The 18304-nt window shown below is 36.0% G+C and carries 14 protein-coding genes; 4 read left to right on the top strand and 10 right to left on the bottom strand.

Going from position 1 to position 18304, the window contains the following annotated elements; genetic code table 11:
• Positions 1-72: 72 nt before the first annotated feature.
• The 8 genes from A9G25_RS13125 to carA all read right to left on the bottom strand — a co-directional run bounded on the left by A9G25_RS13125 (position 73) and on the right by carA (position 12920).
• Positions 73-195, bottom strand: coding sequence for a hypothetical protein (locus A9G25_RS13125; protein WP_255306977.1), 123 nt, complete (start codon positions 193-195; stop codon positions 73-75).
• An 818-nt stretch (positions 196-1013) separates the two neighbouring features.
• Positions 1014-1583, bottom strand: a complete 570-nt coding sequence (cas6f, locus tag A9G25_RS00780) for a type I-F CRISPR-associated endoribonuclease Cas6/Csy4 (protein ID WP_065625323.1) — start codon at positions 1581-1583, stop codon at positions 1014-1016.
• Between the two features lie 5 nt (positions 1584-1588).
• On the bottom strand, positions 1589-2599 hold the full coding sequence (gene csy3, locus A9G25_RS00775; RefSeq protein ID WP_065605842.1) for a type I-F CRISPR-associated protein Csy3: 1011 nt from the start codon (positions 2597-2599) through the stop codon (positions 1589-1591).
• A gap of 35 nt (positions 2600-2634) precedes the next feature.
• Positions 2635-3558 (bottom strand): type I-F CRISPR-associated protein Csy2, encoded by a 924-nt coding sequence (gene csy2, locus A9G25_RS00770; RefSeq protein WP_065625322.1) that lies wholly within the window; start codon positions 3556-3558, stop codon positions 2635-2637.
• The gene (gene csy1, locus A9G25_RS00765) at positions 3558-4937 is read right to left on the bottom strand and encodes a type I-F CRISPR-associated protein Csy1 (protein ID WP_065625321.1); all 1380 of its coding nucleotides are present in this window, start codon (positions 4935-4937) and stop codon (positions 3558-3560) included. The genes csy2 and csy1 overlap by 1 nt, the downstream gene beginning before the upstream one ends.
• Before the next feature lie 424 nt (positions 4938-5361).
• A complete protein-coding gene (gene cas3f, locus A9G25_RS00760; RefSeq protein WP_081297103.1) occupies positions 5362-8370 on the bottom strand; it encodes a type I-F CRISPR-associated helicase Cas3f in 3009 nt (1002 codons plus the stop codon).
• Positions 8371-8541: 171 nt separating this feature from the next.
• Positions 8542-11757 (bottom strand): carbamoyl-phosphate synthase large subunit, encoded by a 3216-nt coding sequence (carB, locus tag A9G25_RS00755; RefSeq protein ID WP_065625319.1) that lies wholly within the window; start codon positions 11755-11757, stop codon positions 8542-8544.
• A 2-nt stretch (positions 11758-11759) separates the two neighbouring features.
• On the bottom strand, positions 11760-12920 hold the full coding sequence (gene carA, locus A9G25_RS00750; protein ID WP_065625318.1) for a glutamine-hydrolyzing carbamoyl-phosphate synthase small subunit: 1161 nt from the start codon (positions 12918-12920) through the stop codon (positions 11760-11762).
• Positions 12921-13190: 270 nt separating this feature from the next.
• On the opposite strand from carA, the gene argF reads away from it, so the two are divergent.
• Together argF and A9G25_RS00740 are read left to right on the top strand one after the other, a co-directional pair.
• The gene (gene argF, locus A9G25_RS00745; protein WP_065625317.1) at positions 13191-14201 is read left to right on the top strand and encodes an ornithine carbamoyltransferase; all 1011 of its coding nucleotides are present in this window, start codon (positions 13191-13193) and stop codon (positions 14199-14201) included.
• A gap of 99 nt (positions 14202-14300) precedes the next feature.
• Entirely contained in the window at positions 14301-14798 is a 498-nt protein-coding gene (locus A9G25_RS00740) for a phosphatidylglycerophosphatase A family protein (protein WP_034947327.1), read from the top strand.
• Positions 14799-14853: 55 nt separating this feature from the next.
• Here A9G25_RS00740 and nadK read toward each other — a convergent pair whose 3' ends face one another.
• Complete coding sequence (gene nadK, locus A9G25_RS00735) at positions 14854-15732, bottom strand: NAD(+) kinase (RefSeq protein ID WP_065605828.1); 879 nt, start codon at positions 15730-15732, stop codon at positions 14854-14856.
• Positions 15733-15890: 158 nt separating this feature from the next.
• Here nadK and grpE point away from each other — a divergent pair, with 158 nt between their 5' ends.
• A complete protein-coding gene (gene grpE / locus A9G25_RS00730) occupies positions 15891-16475 on the top strand; it encodes a nucleotide exchange factor GrpE (RefSeq protein WP_065561641.1) in 585 nt (194 codons plus the stop codon).
• A gap of 44 nt (positions 16476-16519) precedes the next feature.
• On the opposite strand, the gene def is transcribed toward grpE, so the two are convergent.
• The gene (gene def, locus A9G25_RS00725) at positions 16520-17032 is read right to left on the bottom strand and encodes a peptide deformylase (RefSeq protein ID WP_034909396.1); all 513 of its coding nucleotides are present in this window, start codon (positions 17030-17032) and stop codon (positions 16520-16522) included.
• Between the two features lie 159 nt (positions 17033-17191).
• Between def and dprA the strand changes: the two genes are divergently transcribed.
• Entirely contained in the window at positions 17192-18295 is a 1104-nt protein-coding gene (gene dprA / locus A9G25_RS00720) for a DNA-processing protein DprA (protein WP_176701045.1), read from the top strand.
• Positions 18296-18304: the final 9 nt, after the last annotated feature.

The following is an 18304-nucleotide window of genomic DNA, read 5'->3' as shown; positions in this document are numbered from 1 at the left end:
AATTTCGATAATACGTTGAGAGATAATTTCGAAGATATAAATAAGTTTCGGGCAAAAACTCGTCGAATAAGTTTATTTGATAAATTTAAGACATAGGTTTGCCAGTGCCTTGTGCCTTGTGCCTTGTGCCTTGTGCCTTGTGCCTTGTGCCTTGTGCCTTGTGCCTTGTGCCTTGTGCCTAAAATGATAATGCATTATTTTGCTAGTCCTTGTGCTTTAAATGATAATGAATTACAGCTTACATGTCAAGTAAATTAATGATTTATTTTAATTTTTATATTTATTTGATTGTTTAATAATCTATTCCTTTAAGGTGCTAAAGTATAGCCATTTTAAAAAAACTTGGCTAGTTTTTTATGCAATTTTTTAATTAGCATATGGTGTTAGGTTTTGTAAGTCTTAACTTTTGTGAATACCATGAATATTGGTGATAATTTCTAAACCAAGGAATTAGTGGATTACCTAACAACCGACGCTTTAGCTGCAAAATGTGCTCGATTTATATCCTCATCCCCCATGGCTCTCACCTCGACAAAGCTATCTTAACTTTGCTTTGATGTTCAAATTTGTGTTCCCAACAAAGCACAAACTTGCAAATATTCCTATTTAACATACTAACCTCACTTAGTTATTGGCACATTCTAAACGTCATGAAAAATGAACATATAAACCTTACCATGTTATAAGATGTATTTCTCCCACAAAATCGCTTAGGTAGAGTATTGATTTTATTAAATTTTTTATTTTAATTAAAATCAACCAGTTATACAGAAATTTCTATTTTTTATACAAAAGACCGCCCACACGGCGGTGAACAAACAGATTTTTTGAGCCGTCCAGTGCGAATTTTTCTAAACTGCCTATACGGCATTGAAGTAGAATTTTATCTCAATAGGACCTTATTGTAAAAGAGCATACTGCACTTTTCCCAATTTTTACCCTTTTTTTGAGTCTATTTTAATATCAATAATAATCAATATGTTAAAATTATCCCCAAAAAAAGGGTTAATGATTTAAAAATCAGGAACAGTGGCTGTTTGGCTTAATCCATAGCTATTAAATGTGCCTTGCACTGGCTCTGGGCATTTTTCTTGTTTTAACCACAAAATAAATCTTTGACCTGTACTTTTACTATTCAAATGAAGATGTGGGTATTGCAAATGAACGCTTCCCCACTTTTCAACCATTTTATTTTTCACTTCAGGTGTCCATTTACCTTGTGCTGTTAATCTTTTTTCGGCACGTCTTAACGCACTCTGACCTTTAGGATTAACACGACTCAAATGCAAATAGCCTTTTATCGTTGCCGGTACTGTTGTGATAGGCATCAATAAAGCATAATCACTTATCGATGATTTTTGCTGTATATCTGCTTTAAGTTTTTGCAATTCCTGCTCGGTACCAAATAGGCGAATCACTCCGCCTAATGTTCGGTGCACATTGTAACAAGGAAAACTAATTGCGATATTTCCTTGTTGATTAACCAAGATTTGGTGCAGTGACAGCATGACTTGATTAATCACGTCCACCTCGGTTATTTCAATTTGCGAAATAGCTCGCAGCTCTAAATAGTGTGAGTGCATATTATTTACTCCTTGCCACTAGCACCAAAGACACCACCACGAATTAATACCGCAATCACATAATGTTGTTGCTCAAGCAATGGTTTTTCACCTTTTAATACCCAATTATCAAATAAGGTATAAAAGTCTAATTTCTGTTTTGGTTGTCGGAAAGCATGCCCCATTGATGTCACCGAGCCATACGGTTCTATTGCTATTGGGAATTGAGCATTATCGTCATACCAAGTATCGATAGTTCGAATTGCATTGCTGATTTTTTGTGAATGCATGGCGGCTTGTTTGTTCTTCTCATACAATACTTTACTTTTAGTTTTGCCAGTATCTAGAATTAATTCTTGTGACGGGTAGACTTCTTGACCTAAGCCCATTTTCAGTTTGGCTTCAACGTTAAAAATCACAAACTCTTTACCACATAATCCTGCTTCAATCAGTGTAGCAAGATCATTCACCGATTTATCATCATAATCAAATGAGTTTAGTTGATATTGTTTAACATCACTGACTTCAATCATTGGTTTTTTTTCATCTTTTCGAGTAATCGAAAGGCTAATTTGCTCTGCTGCCATACGGTTACGCCATAACCAACGGCCACTTAAGATATTAATAGCATAACGCTTAGCTAGTGCTGTCAATCCTTGCGTTTGAATATAACCCTGCGTTGTTTTTTCTAGTTCTTTTTGATATTCGATATCATTACATACTGATGGTTTACCTAAAAATGGCAACACTTTACAGCTCCATGTAACTACCAAAGTATCTTTATCGGCATCTAACGAAGCGACATCTACTGTTTGTAAATTTGGTTTTTGTATTTCAGCATCTAATTTGGTTGGATCGTTTGCCACTGCATTTTTAAGACGATTTGAAATAGTGCCTCGAACTGATTTTTCAGTAACTACAACAGGGGATAATTTATTGGTATCCGTACTACTTTGCTGTGCAAAAATTGCATCTGAAATATCAAAACTACGTTCAAAAGCAAGTACGCTTGCCGTTGTCATTTTATCTTTACTCATAATGTATTCCTTAGTCTATAATTTTCTAAATTTACTTAATTAGTTTCTTGATTGATAATATAAATTTCTGCATCATTAGATTGCAATTCACTGCATTTATAACGCCAAAAAGCCTGTGATAAACTCTCTTTCAAACGTAAAGGAAAGACCCATTTACCAAGCCCATAAATACACTCCACAAATTGCGAGGCATGCTCATTACTGCGTGCATGTTCAACCTTACCTGCTGAAAATAACGGTGAAATAGCTTGATAGCCCAAATGTAAAGGGACAAGCCAACCACGACCTTGCTTAACCGATGTGGTTTGCCAGTGATCTTTTTCTTGTGGATGATGATGCAACATCGCTGTTTCAATCAGGGCATCAAGCGCTGTAGCATTAGGATCTTGTTGCTGTAATTCAGCAGTAATATCTTGCAAATCTTGTGGTGCTTCAACTAAAACAAATGCGGGTAACAAAGCTTTAATTAAATCATCATGAGATTTAAAGGCAGGGAATAATTCTACCGATTCAATAGATTCTACATATCCACCAGCTATACGTTGCTGGTATAACTTATTCTTCATCTGTGTAATAAATTCTTCTTTATCTTCAGATTTATTCAAACAAGACCGAGACCGCACTTTTACTTCTACAACTAATGAAACATCCAGATGAACTCGCCCTTCTTCAATAATTGAACGGGTACTACCATTTTTAGCCAGTGGGTTGCGTGTTAATCGGAAAGTATAATCCGCATAATTGTTAGGTCTATAGATTTGCACATCACATTCATGACATGCAATTAACACGCCATCTAAGTAAATAGGGTTTTCTGATTCAATTTTACGACTTAAAGCATGAATAGCACCTAAAAACCCCGAAATAGCTGGGAATCCATACGTTAATGGGCTAGAAATCGCATTGGCATTATGGATTTTGACATGATCAAATAATAAATAATAACGTAATGATGCCATTAAAATATCCCCTCCCTTTTACGTTGACTTGCTTTTACCGCTGCATTAAATTCACGGCGCCATTCGCTAAATTCAGGATCAGCAAATTGCTGTTTAAAATTTTTAAATTTTTCTTTTAAGGCATTTTGAATCCAAGTTGCAAAACGCTTTTCTAAACTTTGTTGCCAATCGCCTTGTTCATACAGCTTTTTAAATTCCTCTTCATTCTCTAATTGGGCTCGCTGTGGATCAAGCCAAAGTTTTTCATTAAAATTGAGTGAATAATCACGACTCCAACCGGCTGGTTGAGTAGTTTGAATATAGCGAGCAAACTTAAGTAGTAATGATAAAATCACCGCAAGAGCATCTTTACGATCATCTCGTTCTTCTACAATATTTTTTGGCGATTCAACCATATCAAATAGTAGTTTAAAACCAAATCGACAAAAACCTTGTAAAGAATGATTAAAAATGGTTTCTTGCTGTTTGCCTACCATAGGAAACGGCGAGTTTTTGAATTTAGGAGGTATGGAAGGTAATAAGAAATAACGCCCACCCTGATTACTGGTTAATTGGCTTACACCTTGAGGATTACTTCCTCCCAGTTTAACTACGGCTAAGTCATGGAAAGAAAAATAAGGTTGATGCTCAACATCCTTTTTTTTACGTAATTCTCGTGCATATTTATTTTCTTCTGAAAATCGTGTTTGCACCTTCTCGTATAAGTAATTACACAATGAGCTAGGATGTAATGGAATTAACAATCGATAATTATTATCTTGCTTTGACAAATACGGTTCTTCATCATTCGGCCAATATAATTGCTTATTCAATTCCGAGGCTTTAGGTTTGTCAAAATCATTAAAGATCGCTTTTTTAAAATTAGCTAAATAAAGCGAGGCTTTTTGCTGATCGTCTGAAAGGGCGGGTAAAACACCTGGATGCCCATCAATAATCAATTGTAAAAATGTTATATCATCTTTAATAGATTGATTTAATAAAGAAAAAACATCAAGAGCAGCCGCATTTCCCGAACAATTTAATGAAAGCGTTAATGGGGTAGCCGACGATACGTAGTGCTTATTAATTGGTTTAGTTTGTGTTGAATAATTGATATTATCTCCAGAACTTGAAGAATGTACCTCTTTCGAAGTAAAATGACATAAAGAAATCCAAAATATTCTTCTTGTTGCCGCATCTTCCATCCACGTTTCAAATTCAAATCGCTTGGCTAATTCATCTAATTTTTGCTGAACTTCATTCACTGCGACCTGATCGCCTAACTCTTTTGCTTTTTCTAGCTTAGACGTTTCAGTTTTATAATTACTATTATTGGCAAGCCGTTTTTGCAGAAAATCTAAAATTACTTTTCTTATATCTTGCCAAGATATGTCATTCATTGCCCCTCCTTATTTATTTTAAATTTTAATATAATTAGAATAAAATAATCTTTGCTGAAAATCAAGCAAATAACACAAAAAATAATCTAAAAATAAAGTATAAAAAAGAAAGAAACAAAGAAAAATTTAATACTTAACAGGCGTGTCAAATCAAAAACAAAAAATAATTTAAAAAAATCAATATGATAAATAAAACCAGCTAATTTACACACTCCGAGATTAACACTTTTATAGACCGCTTATTCAGCGGTAAAATTCACTTCAAAGAAAAGTAAATACTTAACATTTCTCAGCAACCTATTCGGCTGTCAAAGCTCAGTATAAAAGAATTCCCTACCTTTTACTAGCAACCATTATGCACCTGACGATATTTTGTCAAAAAGTTTCAGGTAACTATGTGTTTCAGTATAAAAACCATATTCTTTTATTCTTTCTTTTCATAAAATCCTAAATAAGGATGAAAACACCAACTGCAATTGCGATATAAGCTTACGCTACAAAATTCATTTGCTAAGCGATATGGCGTTTTATTTGGGAAATATTCGGTTATTTTTGCTATGGCTTGCTCGACATTATTAATTAACCAAGGTTGGATATTAGGATTATCAAATGACCAGTTTTTATATTCAATTATACTATTTTGTGTATCTTTACAGCACTCATCTGGTGTTTGCCATGCGATATCTGCATAGCTAAATTGATAATCGCCATCGTCGTCAAGTTGGCAAATATATTCATCTTGTGTCTTATCATTCTCTCTAAATGGCGAAATCGCCTGTAAATGCACACAATGGTGATGAGCTAAGCCTTGTTGCCAATAGCTGGTCACATAATTACTTTTACGGGCATTAATTGCAAAAAGATCTGCCATGACCTTATGTTCTAATTCAGCTAGCGTTAGCCCATCTTCAGGGCAGGATTTAATACGTGGAATAGCATCAATATTTACTAACTGATGCTCAGGAATTAGTTCATTTGTTTTATGGGTTTTCAGCAAGAATAATGACTCTTCTTCAAATCCTGGTTTAGTAAAACAGGCCTTATCCGTACGATAATTAGATTCAATTGCTTTTAAATTTGAGCCTAATATGGCCACATTGGCCTTTTGTGCAATTTTTTGTGGTCGGTGACGCCATACTCGCCCCACTAACTGAATAATAGAGCGCATGGATGATGGTTCGACAATCGCCCAATCATAATCGTGATCACGCCCGACTTCGGTGACTGGTGTGCCAATCACAATAAAAATATGGTTTTCTTTATCGCTACTTTTTATCGCTTGGAGAATTTCGGGTTGGCTAAATAGTGCCTGTTCATCACTGCGATTTAAAATTCTATCAAGTTTTTCTTCTAATTGGCTACGCAATAACAGCAGTTGTCGAGCATGATAAACCACGATATGAAAAGCAGTATCACTAGGTAACTTCTTTTGTTCGTAAATTTGTTCGGTAAGTGAAATAACATCTTCTGTATGGGCAAAACGCATTAAACCGATACTTACCTTTTTTTGTGATTTTTTATCAATTTGATGATGATCTTGGTGAAATTGATAAGCTTGATCTAATAGTTGTTTAGCTAGCACACCATAATTAATTTTTTGGTTTTCTGTTTTATTTTCTTGGTAATTTAGTAGATCTAAAATATGCCCTTTACGGCGGATTGCACTTTGTGCTAATTGATGAATGCGCATTGCTACAAATTGTTGATGGTGATCGCTAAACGTTTTAGTATCAGCAATTTGTGATATCGACTGTTCATATTCATCAAACCAACCACATACAATGGCATTATTGGCATATTGGTTATTTTGATTCCAAATTTTTCGCCCTGCTTGGTAAGCATCAAATAATCCAGCAATTAAATCAGGCGTTAAGGTTGCTGATGAGAGTAGCACTTTGCTACCAAATAACCCAGCTAAATGCACCAAGCGAGCCAGTGCAGGTAAGTCATGTTGATCAAAATCATCCGGCTCATCTAAAATCAAATCTGAGGTTAACAATCTTAACGTGGGTGCAATATATTTACCGCCTCGGGTACATTCGCTAGCTTGAATAATATGGTCAATAGTGCATGTCACAATGGGCGCATAAAGTAATTGCCGTGCTTTACTGTCTTCGATAATTGTCCCTAATTCACAATCCGCAATACCACTTTCTGCTACATCAAGATATTCATCAAGTAACGATTCGATAGATTCACTACCTTGGTTTTCTGAATCGTTTTGTTCAATGTTTTCATTACTCAGTTCAAACAAGGTTTTTGTGGCTCGCCCACCCACTAAAATCGCCAGATGTTCATCACTTAAGTGTAATCTTTCTCTTAATGCTTTACCTGTTTGCAACGTTAAAACACGTAATCCCAATGCAATGGTAAAACGCACGCCCCGTTTTGGATTTGAAAGCGCATACATAATCCGCCCATTGGCTAAGGTTTTACCACAGCCAGTCGATGCCATGTTAACACCAAAAAAGCCACATTCATCAGATTGTTGTTGATAACTTTTTGCTAAATCAAAAGCATGATTTTGCCACTGGAAGCGTTCGACAGTTGTATGTTCAGTAAAATATTTGTGTTGATTAATTGTAGGGAGTTGGGTAGTAATTTTAGTTAATAAGTTAGCAAAACTCTCTGAATATTCAGCAACACCTAACAAATGTTCATCCAAATACTGCTTAGTTTGCTTGCCTTCTTCACCTAGATAGGTGTTGGCAATTAGTGTTTGTTGGTAATTATTCTTTTTAGCTATAGGTGGCAAACTGGAATAATTGTAATCAGCCGTCATCAAACATAAGCGCGAAATATGTAATAAAAAAGGATCTACTTGGCTTAACTGTATTAATGATTCTTGATTTAAACCTGCTGTAGCATATTCATTTAGTTTGTGTAGCCACAATTTACTATTTGTTACACTATCTTGAAGTTCCCAGAAATTTTCAGGTGCAGGATACTGACTAAAATTGTTTTTAACCCATCCTTCAACTGCAGTTAGATTTTCATAAAAGCTATCTATCGTTAACTTAGAAATATCAAAATCATCATTTTGCATACCTTTAAAATCTTTTGGTTCTACGAGTACAAAAAATGGCATTCTATGATGCGAAACTATAAGCCAAGCAATCCATTGTGCTAATATTGGTAATATTGTGAGATCATTATATTCAATTTTGGTTAATTCTTTATGCCAATCTAGGTTTTGATTTTGAAATTCAGTAAAATTTGCTAAGCGCTCCAATACAGCTTGATTGGTAGTACAGCCTTGAATCATCAATAAAAATAGTTGTAATGAAATCCATTCATGACGATAAGGATCAGCAGCAACAAGACCTTTATTTAATTTATCTTGAAAGCCAACTGTTGCTTTGCCAAGGTCATGTAGTAATGCAGAAATAGCCGTAATTAATTGAATGTCTTTTAGATCAGAAGAATGAATCATATCCATGATAATAACTAATTAAATTGATTGAAATATAGCAAATAAATTAACATTATTCTGTATCAAAAACGAGCATTTTATTGTTTATTAAGAACAATTTCATGATTTCTAAGTTATTATATTGTGGATGGAATTTTTAAAGACGAGTGATACTCGTCTTTATCTTTGTGATTAGCAATAAAGTTGCTGTAATGGCGTTACAGTTTGTGCCGGATCGTAATCTAGCGCTGCAGTTGTAGCATAAGCAGCATTCATCGTGGTATCGTAATGTACCTTATATTGAATGGCACTTCGACGTAATACTTTTGAAGCTTCAATAGCTGCTCGTCCAGAAGTGGTATTAAGAATATAGCTATATTCGCCATTTTTTATATGGTCATGGATATTTGGTCGCCCTTCGTTTTCTTTTTTTACGACTTGGCATGGTATATTTGCTTGTTGTAATACCTTTGCCGTGCCAATAGTTGCATCAATACTAAACCCATGAGTAATTAACCGTTTAGCTACCTCTAACAGCCTTGTTTTATCCTGATCGCGAACCGATAATAATGCTTTCCCTGATTTTTTCATATTGGATAAACTACCTAGCTGAGCTTTAGCAAAGGCTTCAGCAAAGGTTTTACCAATTCCCATTACTTCACCAGTTGAGCGCATTTCAGGACCTAATATTGGGTCGACACCACTGAATTTATTAAACGGTAATACCACTTCTTTTACCGAATAATAAGGAGGAATCACCTCTTTAGTCACATTTTGCTTGGCAAGTGATTGCCCCGTCATCACACGAGCCGCTATTTTCGCCAGTGGTAAACCCGTTGCTTTTGAGACAAAAGGTACAGTACGAGCTGCACGAGGATTGATTTCGATCAAATAAATTTGATTATCTTTGACCGCAAATTGCCCATTCATTAAACCTTTTACATTGAGTTCAAGTGCTAATTGTTTGGCTTGTTGTCGTAGTTTGTCTAAAATATCTGCAGTTAATGTGTGTGTTGGTAGTGAGCAAGCGGAATCACCAGAGTGAATACCTGCTTGTTCAATATGTTCCATAATGCCACCAATCAGGATTTGCTCACCATCAGCAATTACATCAATATCAACTTCAATTGCATCATCTAAAAAGTGATCAAGTAAGACTGGTGCATTATTTGATTCGCTTACCGCTGTTTTAAAATAACGCCTTAAATCTTGTTCATTATAGACAATTTCCATTGCTCGACCTCCTAATACATAAGAAGGTCTAACCACTAATGGATAACCTATTTTTTCTGCTTCAATGACAGCCTCGTTAATATCGGTCACTGTGGCGTTGACAGGTTGTTTTAATTTCAGTTTATCGACGACTTCTTGAAAGCGTTTACGATCTTCGGCTTTATCTATAGCATCAGGTGAGGTACCAATAATTGGTAGCCCTGCAGCTTCAAGCGCACGAGCAAGTTTTAGCGGTGTTTGCCCACCGTATTGCACAATAACACCATCTGGTTTTTCAACATGTGCAATTTCAAGCACATCTTCAAGCGTAACTGGCTCAAAATAGAGGCGGTCAGAAGTATCGTAATCGGTTGAAACCGTTTCGGGATTACAGTTAACCATAATGGTCTCATAACCATCCTCACGCAGTGCCAATGCCGCATGTACACAGCAATAATCAAACTCAATACCTTGTCCAATCCGATTAGGACCACCACCTAGGATCATAATTTTTTTACGGTTAAATTGAGGATTAGCTTCACACTCTTGCTCATAGGTTGAATAAAGATAAGCGGTATCTGTTGCAAATTCAGCCGCACAGGTATCAACACGTTTATAAACAGGGTGAATTTGATATTGATGACGTAAATCGCGAACAGCTTGTTCTGTGGTATTAAGCAGTTTGGCGATGCGTAAATCTGAAAAACCTTTACGTTTTAATTGCCACAAAGTTTCTTGATCAAGTTGCGCAAGTGATTGTTCCTTTAGCTTATTTTCAAGGTTAACCAACTCTTCAATTTGTACTAAAAACCAACGATCAATATTGGTTAGTAAAAAGATATCTTCTAAGTTGAATCCTGCCCTAAAAGCATCAGCAATATACCAAATCCGATCAGCACCCGCTTCTTGGAGCTCATAACGAATTTTGGTGATATTTTTTTCATCAGTATAATTATCAATTTTAGGATCAAATCCTGAAGCGCCAACTTCAAGCCCTCGCAACGCTTTTTGTATTGATTCTTGGAAGGTACGCCCAATGGCCATCACTTCACCAACTGATTTCATTTGTGTGGTTAAACGATCGTTACAACCAGCAAATTTTTCAAAATTAAAGCGTGGAATTTTGGTAACAACATAATCAATTGACGGTTCAAATGAAGCGGGGGTTTTTCCGCCTGTTATATCATTAGATAATTCATCAAGCGTATAACCGACAGCCAGTTTGGCGGCGATTTTCGCGATAGGAAAGCCCGTTGCTTTCGAAGCTAAGGCAGATGATCGTGACACTCGTGGATTCATCTCAATAACAATTAATCGCCCTGTCTTTGGATCAACCGAAAATTGTACATTGGAGCCACCCGTTTCAACACCAATTTCACGCAGTACCGCGATCGAAGCGTTACGCATGATTTGGTATTCTTTATCAGTCAAGGTTTGTGCCGGAGCCACCGTAATTGAATCACCTGTATGAATACCCATTGGATCGAAGTTTTCAATTGAACAAACAATAATGCAGTTATCATTTTTGTCTCGAACTACTTCCATTTCATATTCTTTCCAACCAATTAATGATTCATCAATAAGTAGTTCATTGGTTGGCGAAAGATCAAGTCCTCGAGTACAAATTTCGTCAAACTCTTCGGTATTATAAGCAATGCCGCCACCGGTGCCCCCCATGGTAAATGATGGACGAATAATGCAAGGAAAACCAACTTGATCAAGAACGGCGTAAGCTTCTTTAAGTGAATGAGCAATCCCTGAGCGAGCGGTATCAAGACCAATTTTTTTCATCGCCTCATCAAAGCGTTTCCGATCTTCGGCTTTATCGATAGCATCTGCTGTTGCACCTATCATTTCAACATTAAATTCTTTCAATACACCTTGTTTTTCAAGCTCTAATGCACAGTTTAACGCTGTTTGACCGCCCATGGTTGGTAAAATGGCGTCTGGCCTTTCTTGTTCAATAATCTTACGAACGCTTGTCCAATGAATGGGTTCAATATAAGTGGCATCAGCCATTTCAGGATCTGTCATGATAGTGGCTGGATTAGAGTTAACTAAAATAACACGATAACCTTCTTCACGCAGCGCTTTACAGGCTTGAGCACCAGAATAATCAAATTCACATGCTTGACCAATAACAATTGGGCCAGCACCAATAATTAGTATACTTTTTATATCTGTTCGCTTAGCCATGATTATTGCTCCTGCTTATAAATTTTAATTAACTCAATAAAGTGGTCAAAAAGTGATGCTGCATCATGAGGCCCAGGACTGGCTTCGGGATGACCTTGAAAACTAAAAGCTGGTTTTTGATTGTGATGAATGCCTTGTAATGAACCATCGAACAGTGATTTATGCGTCGCTCGTAAATGAGCTGGTAAGCTTGCTTCATCTACAGCGAAGCCGTGATTTTGTGCAGTGATCATTACCTTATTATTTTCTAGATCTTTAACAGGATGATTACCACCATGATGACCAAACTTCATTTTGATAGTTTTAGCACCACAAGCAAGCGCAAGAAGTTGATGACCTAAACAAATGCCAAAAATAGGAATATCTGTGTTTAAAAACTGTTTAATGGCATCAATCGCATAACTGCAAGGTGCAGGATCTCCTGGACCATTAGATAAAAATATCCCATCGGGCTTTAAAGCAAGGACTTGTTTTGCTGTCGTTTTGGCTGGTACAACAGTTAATTTACAACCACGCTCAACTAACATTCGCAAAATATTATGTTTTACACCAAAGTCGTAAGCAACAACATGATATGGTAATTGGCTTTCTGGTTTTGGAGCAGGCTGTTGCTGTTGCCTTGTCCATATGCCTTGTGACCAAATATAACTTGTCAAACAAGTCACTTCTTTGGCTAAATCAAGCCCACTTAATCCTTTAAAATCGATCGCCTGCTGTTTAGCTATTTCGGCTTTTTCAAGTAAGGTCGTTTTGTCCGTTGCTGTTATGATGACGCCATGCTGTGCACCTTTTTCACGCAAAATACGGGTTAAGCGCCGCGTATCAATATCCGCAATGGCAATAACATTATGTTTTTTTAAATAGCTAGAAAGGCAGAGTTCGCCTCGATAGTTGCTAGCTAATAATGGCAAATCACGAATAATCAAACCTTTTGCATAAACTTGGTTCGATTCGGCATCGGTATCATTCGTTCCTACATTACCAATGTGCGGGTAGGTTAATGTAACCAATTGCTCACAGTAAGACGGATCGGTAAGAATTTCTTGGTAACCTGTCATTGAGGTGTTAAATACCACTTCCCCAACTGTTTGACCATCAGCACCAATTGATTTCCCGATAAATTGCGAACCATCTTGTAACATAAGGAGGGCATAAGTTTGCATGACTAAAAGATCCTTTGAATGAATTATCATGAATTTTGAATAAAAATTCAATTTTACCTAGCTACAAAGATACAATATTTGGTCATTTTATTACACTTTTTTGTACAAAAAAAGCAATATTATAAAAATTATTTTAATAATTATGTCTAATTTTTGAGACTTATCTCAACATAAAGGTAAAATATTAGGGTTATTATGATGTTTAACTTGAATTTGCATAATTATTCAAATAAAATCATTTAAATCATTACGGTTATTAGGAGCTATATCATGCACGGTTTTTATCAGCGTCATTTTTTACGATTACTTGATTTTACCTCTACCGAAATCAATCAATTAATTAATCTTGCTATCGAATTAAAACAAGCCAAACAACAAGGGCAAGAACAACAACATTTGATTGGTAAAAATATTGCATTAATTTTTGAGAAAGACTCCACCCGTACGCGTTGTGCTTTTGAGGTTGGTGCATTTGATCAAGGTGCAAATGTCACTTATTTAGGACCAAGTGGTAGTCAAATCGGTCATAAAGAATCAATTGCGGATACCGCACGCGTGCTGGGTCGAATGTATGACGGTATTGAGTATCGTGGTTATGGCCAAGAGATCGTTGAAACATTAGCCCAATATGCTGGTGTACCAGTATGGAATGGTTTAACGACCGAAGCACATCCAACCCAAATTTTAGCCGATTTTATGACAATGAAAGAGCATATAGGCAATCGCCCATTAAGTAGCATTAAATTTGCCTATTTAGGCGATGCCCGTAATAACATGGGAAATTCGTTAATGGAAGGTGCGGCTTTAATGGGGATGGAAATTCGTTTAGTTGCACCAAAGGCCTGTCATCCCGAAGCCGAACTCGTACAAAAGTGCCAAGATATAGCAAAAAATACGGGGGCAAAAATTATCTTAACCGAAGATGTTGCCAAAGGAGTTAAAGACGTCGACTTTTTATATACTGATGTATGGGTATCAATGGGTGAGCCTAAGGAAGTTTGGGATGAGCGTGTTAAATTATTAACACCTTATCAAGTGAATGAAAATGTTATTAAACTTACCAATAATCCAAATGTCAAATTCATGCACTGTTTACCCGCTTTTCATGATATGAACACTACCGTCGGTAAACAGATGGCAGCTCAATATGGTTTAACCAATGGACTTGAAGTGACTAATGATGTGTTTGAATCTGAACATAGTATTGTTTTTGATGAAGCCGAAAACAGGCTACATACCATTAAAGCGGTAATGGTTGCAACATTAGCCAAAGATGAATAATATTGTCATAATCAATACTTAAATACTTAGCTAAAAAATTAGGCACTCTCTTTTTGCCGGCTTAATGTCGGCAAATTTTATTTAAAAGAATATTAGATTATGACAAAACAAGAACGAAATAAAGATTTTAAAAAATTCCTCAAGTTAACCAATCCCATTCATTTTTTAGCTGTAGGACTAGGTAGTGGTTTATCTCCAATTATGCCGGGAACAATGGGATCGTTAATGGCGATTCCACTTTGGCTATTATTTTATGGTTTACAACCAGCTTTATACTGGGTCTTTATTTTAGTGACTTTTATTTTTGGTTGTTTTATTTGCCAAAAAACATCGGATGATACCCATACACACGATTCAGGGCATATAGTATGGGATGAATTTGTTGGCATGTGGATCACCCTATTTTTTATTCCACAACTTTCTGTTATGTGGATTGCGATAGCCTTTGTAGCATTTAGGATTTTTGACATGGCAAAACCGTGGCCAATTCGTTGGTTTGATAAACGTATACCTGGCGGTTTTGGTATTATGGTGGATGATGTGATTGCAGCTATCTTTTCATCATTCACCGTTTATATCATGACATTGGTTATTTAAGATGTAATCTTATACTAAAACGCATACTTTCCTGAAAGTTTTTTACAAAAATAGATTAAAACATCTTTTGCGACCATCCTAACTTAGTCGAAAGATTATTAAAATAATCATAATCTTTGGTATGAATTAAATTAAATTCATATAAAGATCGGCGAATAATCACATCTTGCGTTGGTTTGACCGGTAAAATAATTTGGCTATCACAGGCAATATTTAAATCAAGCGCAGTAGTTGGAAATTTAAGATGAATTGGGTTATTGCCTTTGATAACCAAAGGTCTAACTGCTAACGAATGCGGAAACATTGGCGTAATAATTAATGCATCTAAATGAGGCGCTAAAATAGGACCTCCAGCCGATAACGAGTAAGCGGTAGAGCCTGTTGGCGTTGCAATAATTAACCCATCAGCTCGCTGTGAAAACGCATTACGTTCATTAATGTAAACATCATAGTCAATCATATGCGCTACCGTGTTAGGAGTGACGACAATTTCGTTTACGGCGAAACTCGAATTAATCAAATTACCATTATCATAAATGGAAACTTCTAATAAGAAACGAGGATCCTCCTCATATTCACCGGCAATAACAGAACTTAATTGTTCAATTACTTGTTCATGCGAGATATCTGTTAAGAAACCGAGATTACCTCGATTAACACCAATCACTTTGATTTTATAGTGTGACAAGTACCTAGCTGAACGTAGCATATTTCCATCACCACCCACAACAATGGCTAGGTCAGCTTGTTCACCAATTGCTTCTAACGAAGCGTAATGGCTAACTGGAAATTGAATATGATCCGCTAAGCGATCTTCAACTAGCACATGAATACCAAGACTAACAAGCCAATCATAAAGCACTTGATGAGTTTCGATTGCCTCTAATTTGCGAGGAAGTCCAATGAGACCAATGCATTTAAAAGGTGTATTCATAAAATATCCTTGTTATTCTTTTATATAAACGATATGTATTTTTTCGTCACAGGTCAAAAAATTACATATCAATTTACTGATAAGCTTGTAATCATAAAAATTGTCCCCATAATAACCGTAATTCACTAAGTTTTCGACTACATTATTTGGAGTACCTTATGACAGAGCAAGATAAAAATATGTCAGAAAATGAAACTAACATTGACACACCAGCTGAAGAAACAACAGAGCAAGAAGCTCCAGTGCAACCAAGTCTAGAAGAGCAATTAAACGCAAAAGATGCACGTATTGTAGAGCTAGAACAAGCATTACAGTTGGCTAAAAAAAATGAAAGCGAAGCCATGATTCGTGCGCGAGCTGAAATTGATAATGTTCGTAAACGTGTTGAACAAGATGTTGATAAAGCTCGTAAATTTGCACTAGAAAAATTCTCTAATGAATTATTACCCGTTATTGATAATTTAGAACGAGCTTTAGAATCTACAGATAAAACCAACCCTGAGCATAAAGCTACTGTTGAAGGGTTAGAACTGACATTAAAATCATTCCTAGATACTGTCAAAAAATTTGGTATTGAAGTGATTAATACTGAAGATTCACAACTAAATCCTGATGTGCACCAAGCAATTAGCATGGTTGAATCACCAGAACATCAATCAGGTCAAATAGTAAATACCATCCAAAAAGGCTATACCTTAAATGGTCGATTAATTCGTCCTGCGATGGTAATTGTTGCTAAATAGTTATCTTTAGATAGGTTAACCGCCAATCACTGTGGCGGTTAATTTTATTGATTCCGTTGCTCCTCACGAGCAAGTTTCTTCATCTTTTGTTCAATTCGTTGACGTTTTAATGGTGAAAGGTAATCAACAAAGAGTTTACCTTTTAAATGATCCATTTCGTGTTGGATACAGATAGCAAGTAACTCATCGGCATCAATTTCGTAAGGATTACCATGGCGATCTAGTGCTTTAATTTTGATTTTTTCTGCTCTTGGCACAAATCCACGACAATCAGGTACCGATAAGCACCCTTCCTCAATACCCGTTTCACCTTCTTGGCTTATCACTTCAGGATTGATGATCACATAAACTTGGCTTTTATCTTCTGATACATCAATAACAATAATTTGTTTATGTACATCAACTTGGGTTGCAGCAAGCCCAATACCGTTTTCGTCGTACATGGTTTCGATCATGTTATCGATGATCGTTTGTAGCTCAGGGGTGAACTTGGTAACAGGCTTAGCAACTTTGCGAAGTCGCTCATCAGGAAAACGTAATACCGGTAAAATAGCCATAAATTCTTCGATCTACTCCTCAAATTTCGGGTTTATTCAAATTTTTGCTCATTGTAAACATTTATCATACTGATGAATAGCCTTGGTTGGCTATTGTTAGTATTTATCTTATCAATTCAAGATAGTTAAATCATTTAAAACGAGTGCGGAAAGATTATGATGAGTAAATATGAATTCTTATTAAGAATTTCAATGGTTGGATATGGAAAACAAAATTTTTTTGAAAAAATTGGACAGTTTTTTGCTAACGGTTTACCAAGTAGCATACAAAATGTGCCTTGTTTGTTAAATAAACTAGGATTGTCGGATGTTCAAATAGTGCGTTTTTATGAAACATCATATCTTCATTTAGAACCAATACTTCAATGGTTAGAATCACCCCACCCACAAAAACACCTTATTGCTTATTGTGATAACGATTATCCTTTATTACTTAAACAAATTTGTTCTCCGCCTTTATTGTTGTTTGTTTTAGGTAATCGACAGTTATTACATTCACCTCAATTAGCTATGGTTGGAAGTCGTGAATTTAGTGAATATGGAGCACAGTGGGGACGATATTTTGCTAGTGAATTAGCTATTAATGGTTTAACAATTACCAGCGGTTTAGCGCTTGGATTAGATGCTATTTGCCATCGTGGCGCACTTGAAGTATCGGGTCATACCATCGCAGTGTTAGGCAGCGGTTTAGCAAAAATTGCACCAAGATCAAATTTAAACTTAGCCAATGATATTTTGGAGCAAGGTGGGGCTATTGTGTCCGAATTTTTTCCATTTGAAAAAGCCAGATCCGTCTATTTTCCTCGTCGGAACCGAATTATTAGCGGGTTAAGTTTAGGAACTTTCGTGGTTGAAGCTTCAGAAAAAAGCGGCTCGTTAATTACTGCGCGCTATGCACTTGAACAAAATCGAGATGTATTTGCCTTACCAGGTGATATTAACAATGAAAACTGTAGTGGAACTCACTATTTAATTAAACAAGGCGCTTATTTAGTTTCTAAACCAGTTGATATTTTAGAGCATTATTATAGTTATTTATCAGCAGTAAATAGCTCGTGTAATCAGCTTAAAGAAGAACAAAATAATTCTATTTTGTATCCTGAAATTTTTGCTGTGATTCATCATCAACCTATCCCTATTGATATTATTGCTCAACAAGTAAATATGTCGATTTCAGAAGTGAGCGTCAAATTATTAGATATGGAACTAGAAGGTTTAATAAAGACGGTAACTGGCGGTTATATTCGTAATCGAGTGATTTAAAATTCAAGA

Source organism: Gilliamella sp. Bif1-4, from assembly GCF_001690535.1.
In the GTDB taxonomy this organism is placed as follows: domain Bacteria; phylum Pseudomonadota; class Gammaproteobacteria; order Enterobacterales; family Orbaceae; genus Gilliamella; species Gilliamella bombi.
The sequence above is the reverse complement of the archived record's forward strand: the minus strand, read 5'-3'. Positions and strand labels throughout refer to the sequence as shown.

Coding starts and splice junctions, on each gene's coding strand:
- argF (WP_065625317.1), top strand. CDS start 13,191: ATGCACGGTTTTTATCAGCGTCATTTTTTACGATTACTTGATTTTACC.
- carA (WP_065625318.1), bottom strand. CDS start 12,920: ATGCAAACTTATGCCCTCCTTATGTTACAAGATGGTTCGCAATTTATC.
- dprA (WP_176701045.1), top strand. CDS start 17,192: ATGAGTAAATATGAATTCTTATTAAGAATTTCAATGGTTGGATATGGA.
- def (WP_034909396.1), bottom strand. CDS start 17,032: ATGGCTATTTTACCGGTATTACGTTTTCCTGATGAGCGACTTCGCAAA.
- csy2 (WP_065625322.1), bottom strand. CDS start 3,558: ATGGCATCATTACGTTATTATTTATTATTTGATCATGTCAAAATCCAT.
- grpE (WP_065561641.1), top strand. CDS start 15,891: ATGACAGAGCAAGATAAAAATATGTCAGAAAATGAAACTAACATTGAC.
- nadK (WP_065605828.1), bottom strand. CDS start 15,732: ATGAATACACCTTTTAAATGCATTGGTCTCATTGGACTTCCTCGCAAA.
- csy1 (WP_065625321.1), bottom strand. CDS start 4,937: ATGAATGACATATCTTGGCAAGATATAAGAAAAGTAATTTTAGATTTT.
- carB (WP_065625319.1), bottom strand. CDS start 11,757: ATGGCTAAGCGAACAGATATAAAAAGTATACTAATTATTGGTGCTGGC.
- csy3 (WP_065605842.1), bottom strand. CDS start 2,599: ATGAGTAAAGATAAAATGACAACGGCAAGCGTACTTGCTTTTGAACGT.
- cas3f (WP_081297103.1), bottom strand. CDS start 8,370: ATGATTCATTCTTCTGATCTAAAAGACATTCAATTAATTACGGCTATT.
- A9G25_RS00740 (WP_034947327.1), top strand. CDS start 14,301: ATGACAAAACAAGAACGAAATAAAGATTTTAAAAAATTCCTCAAGTTA.
- cas6f (WP_065625323.1), bottom strand. CDS start 1,583: ATGCACTCACACTATTTAGAGCTGCGAGCTATTTCGCAAATTGAAATA.
- A9G25_RS13125 (WP_255306977.1), bottom strand. CDS start 195: ATGCATTATCATTTTAGGCACAAGGCACAAGGCACAAGGCACAAGGCA.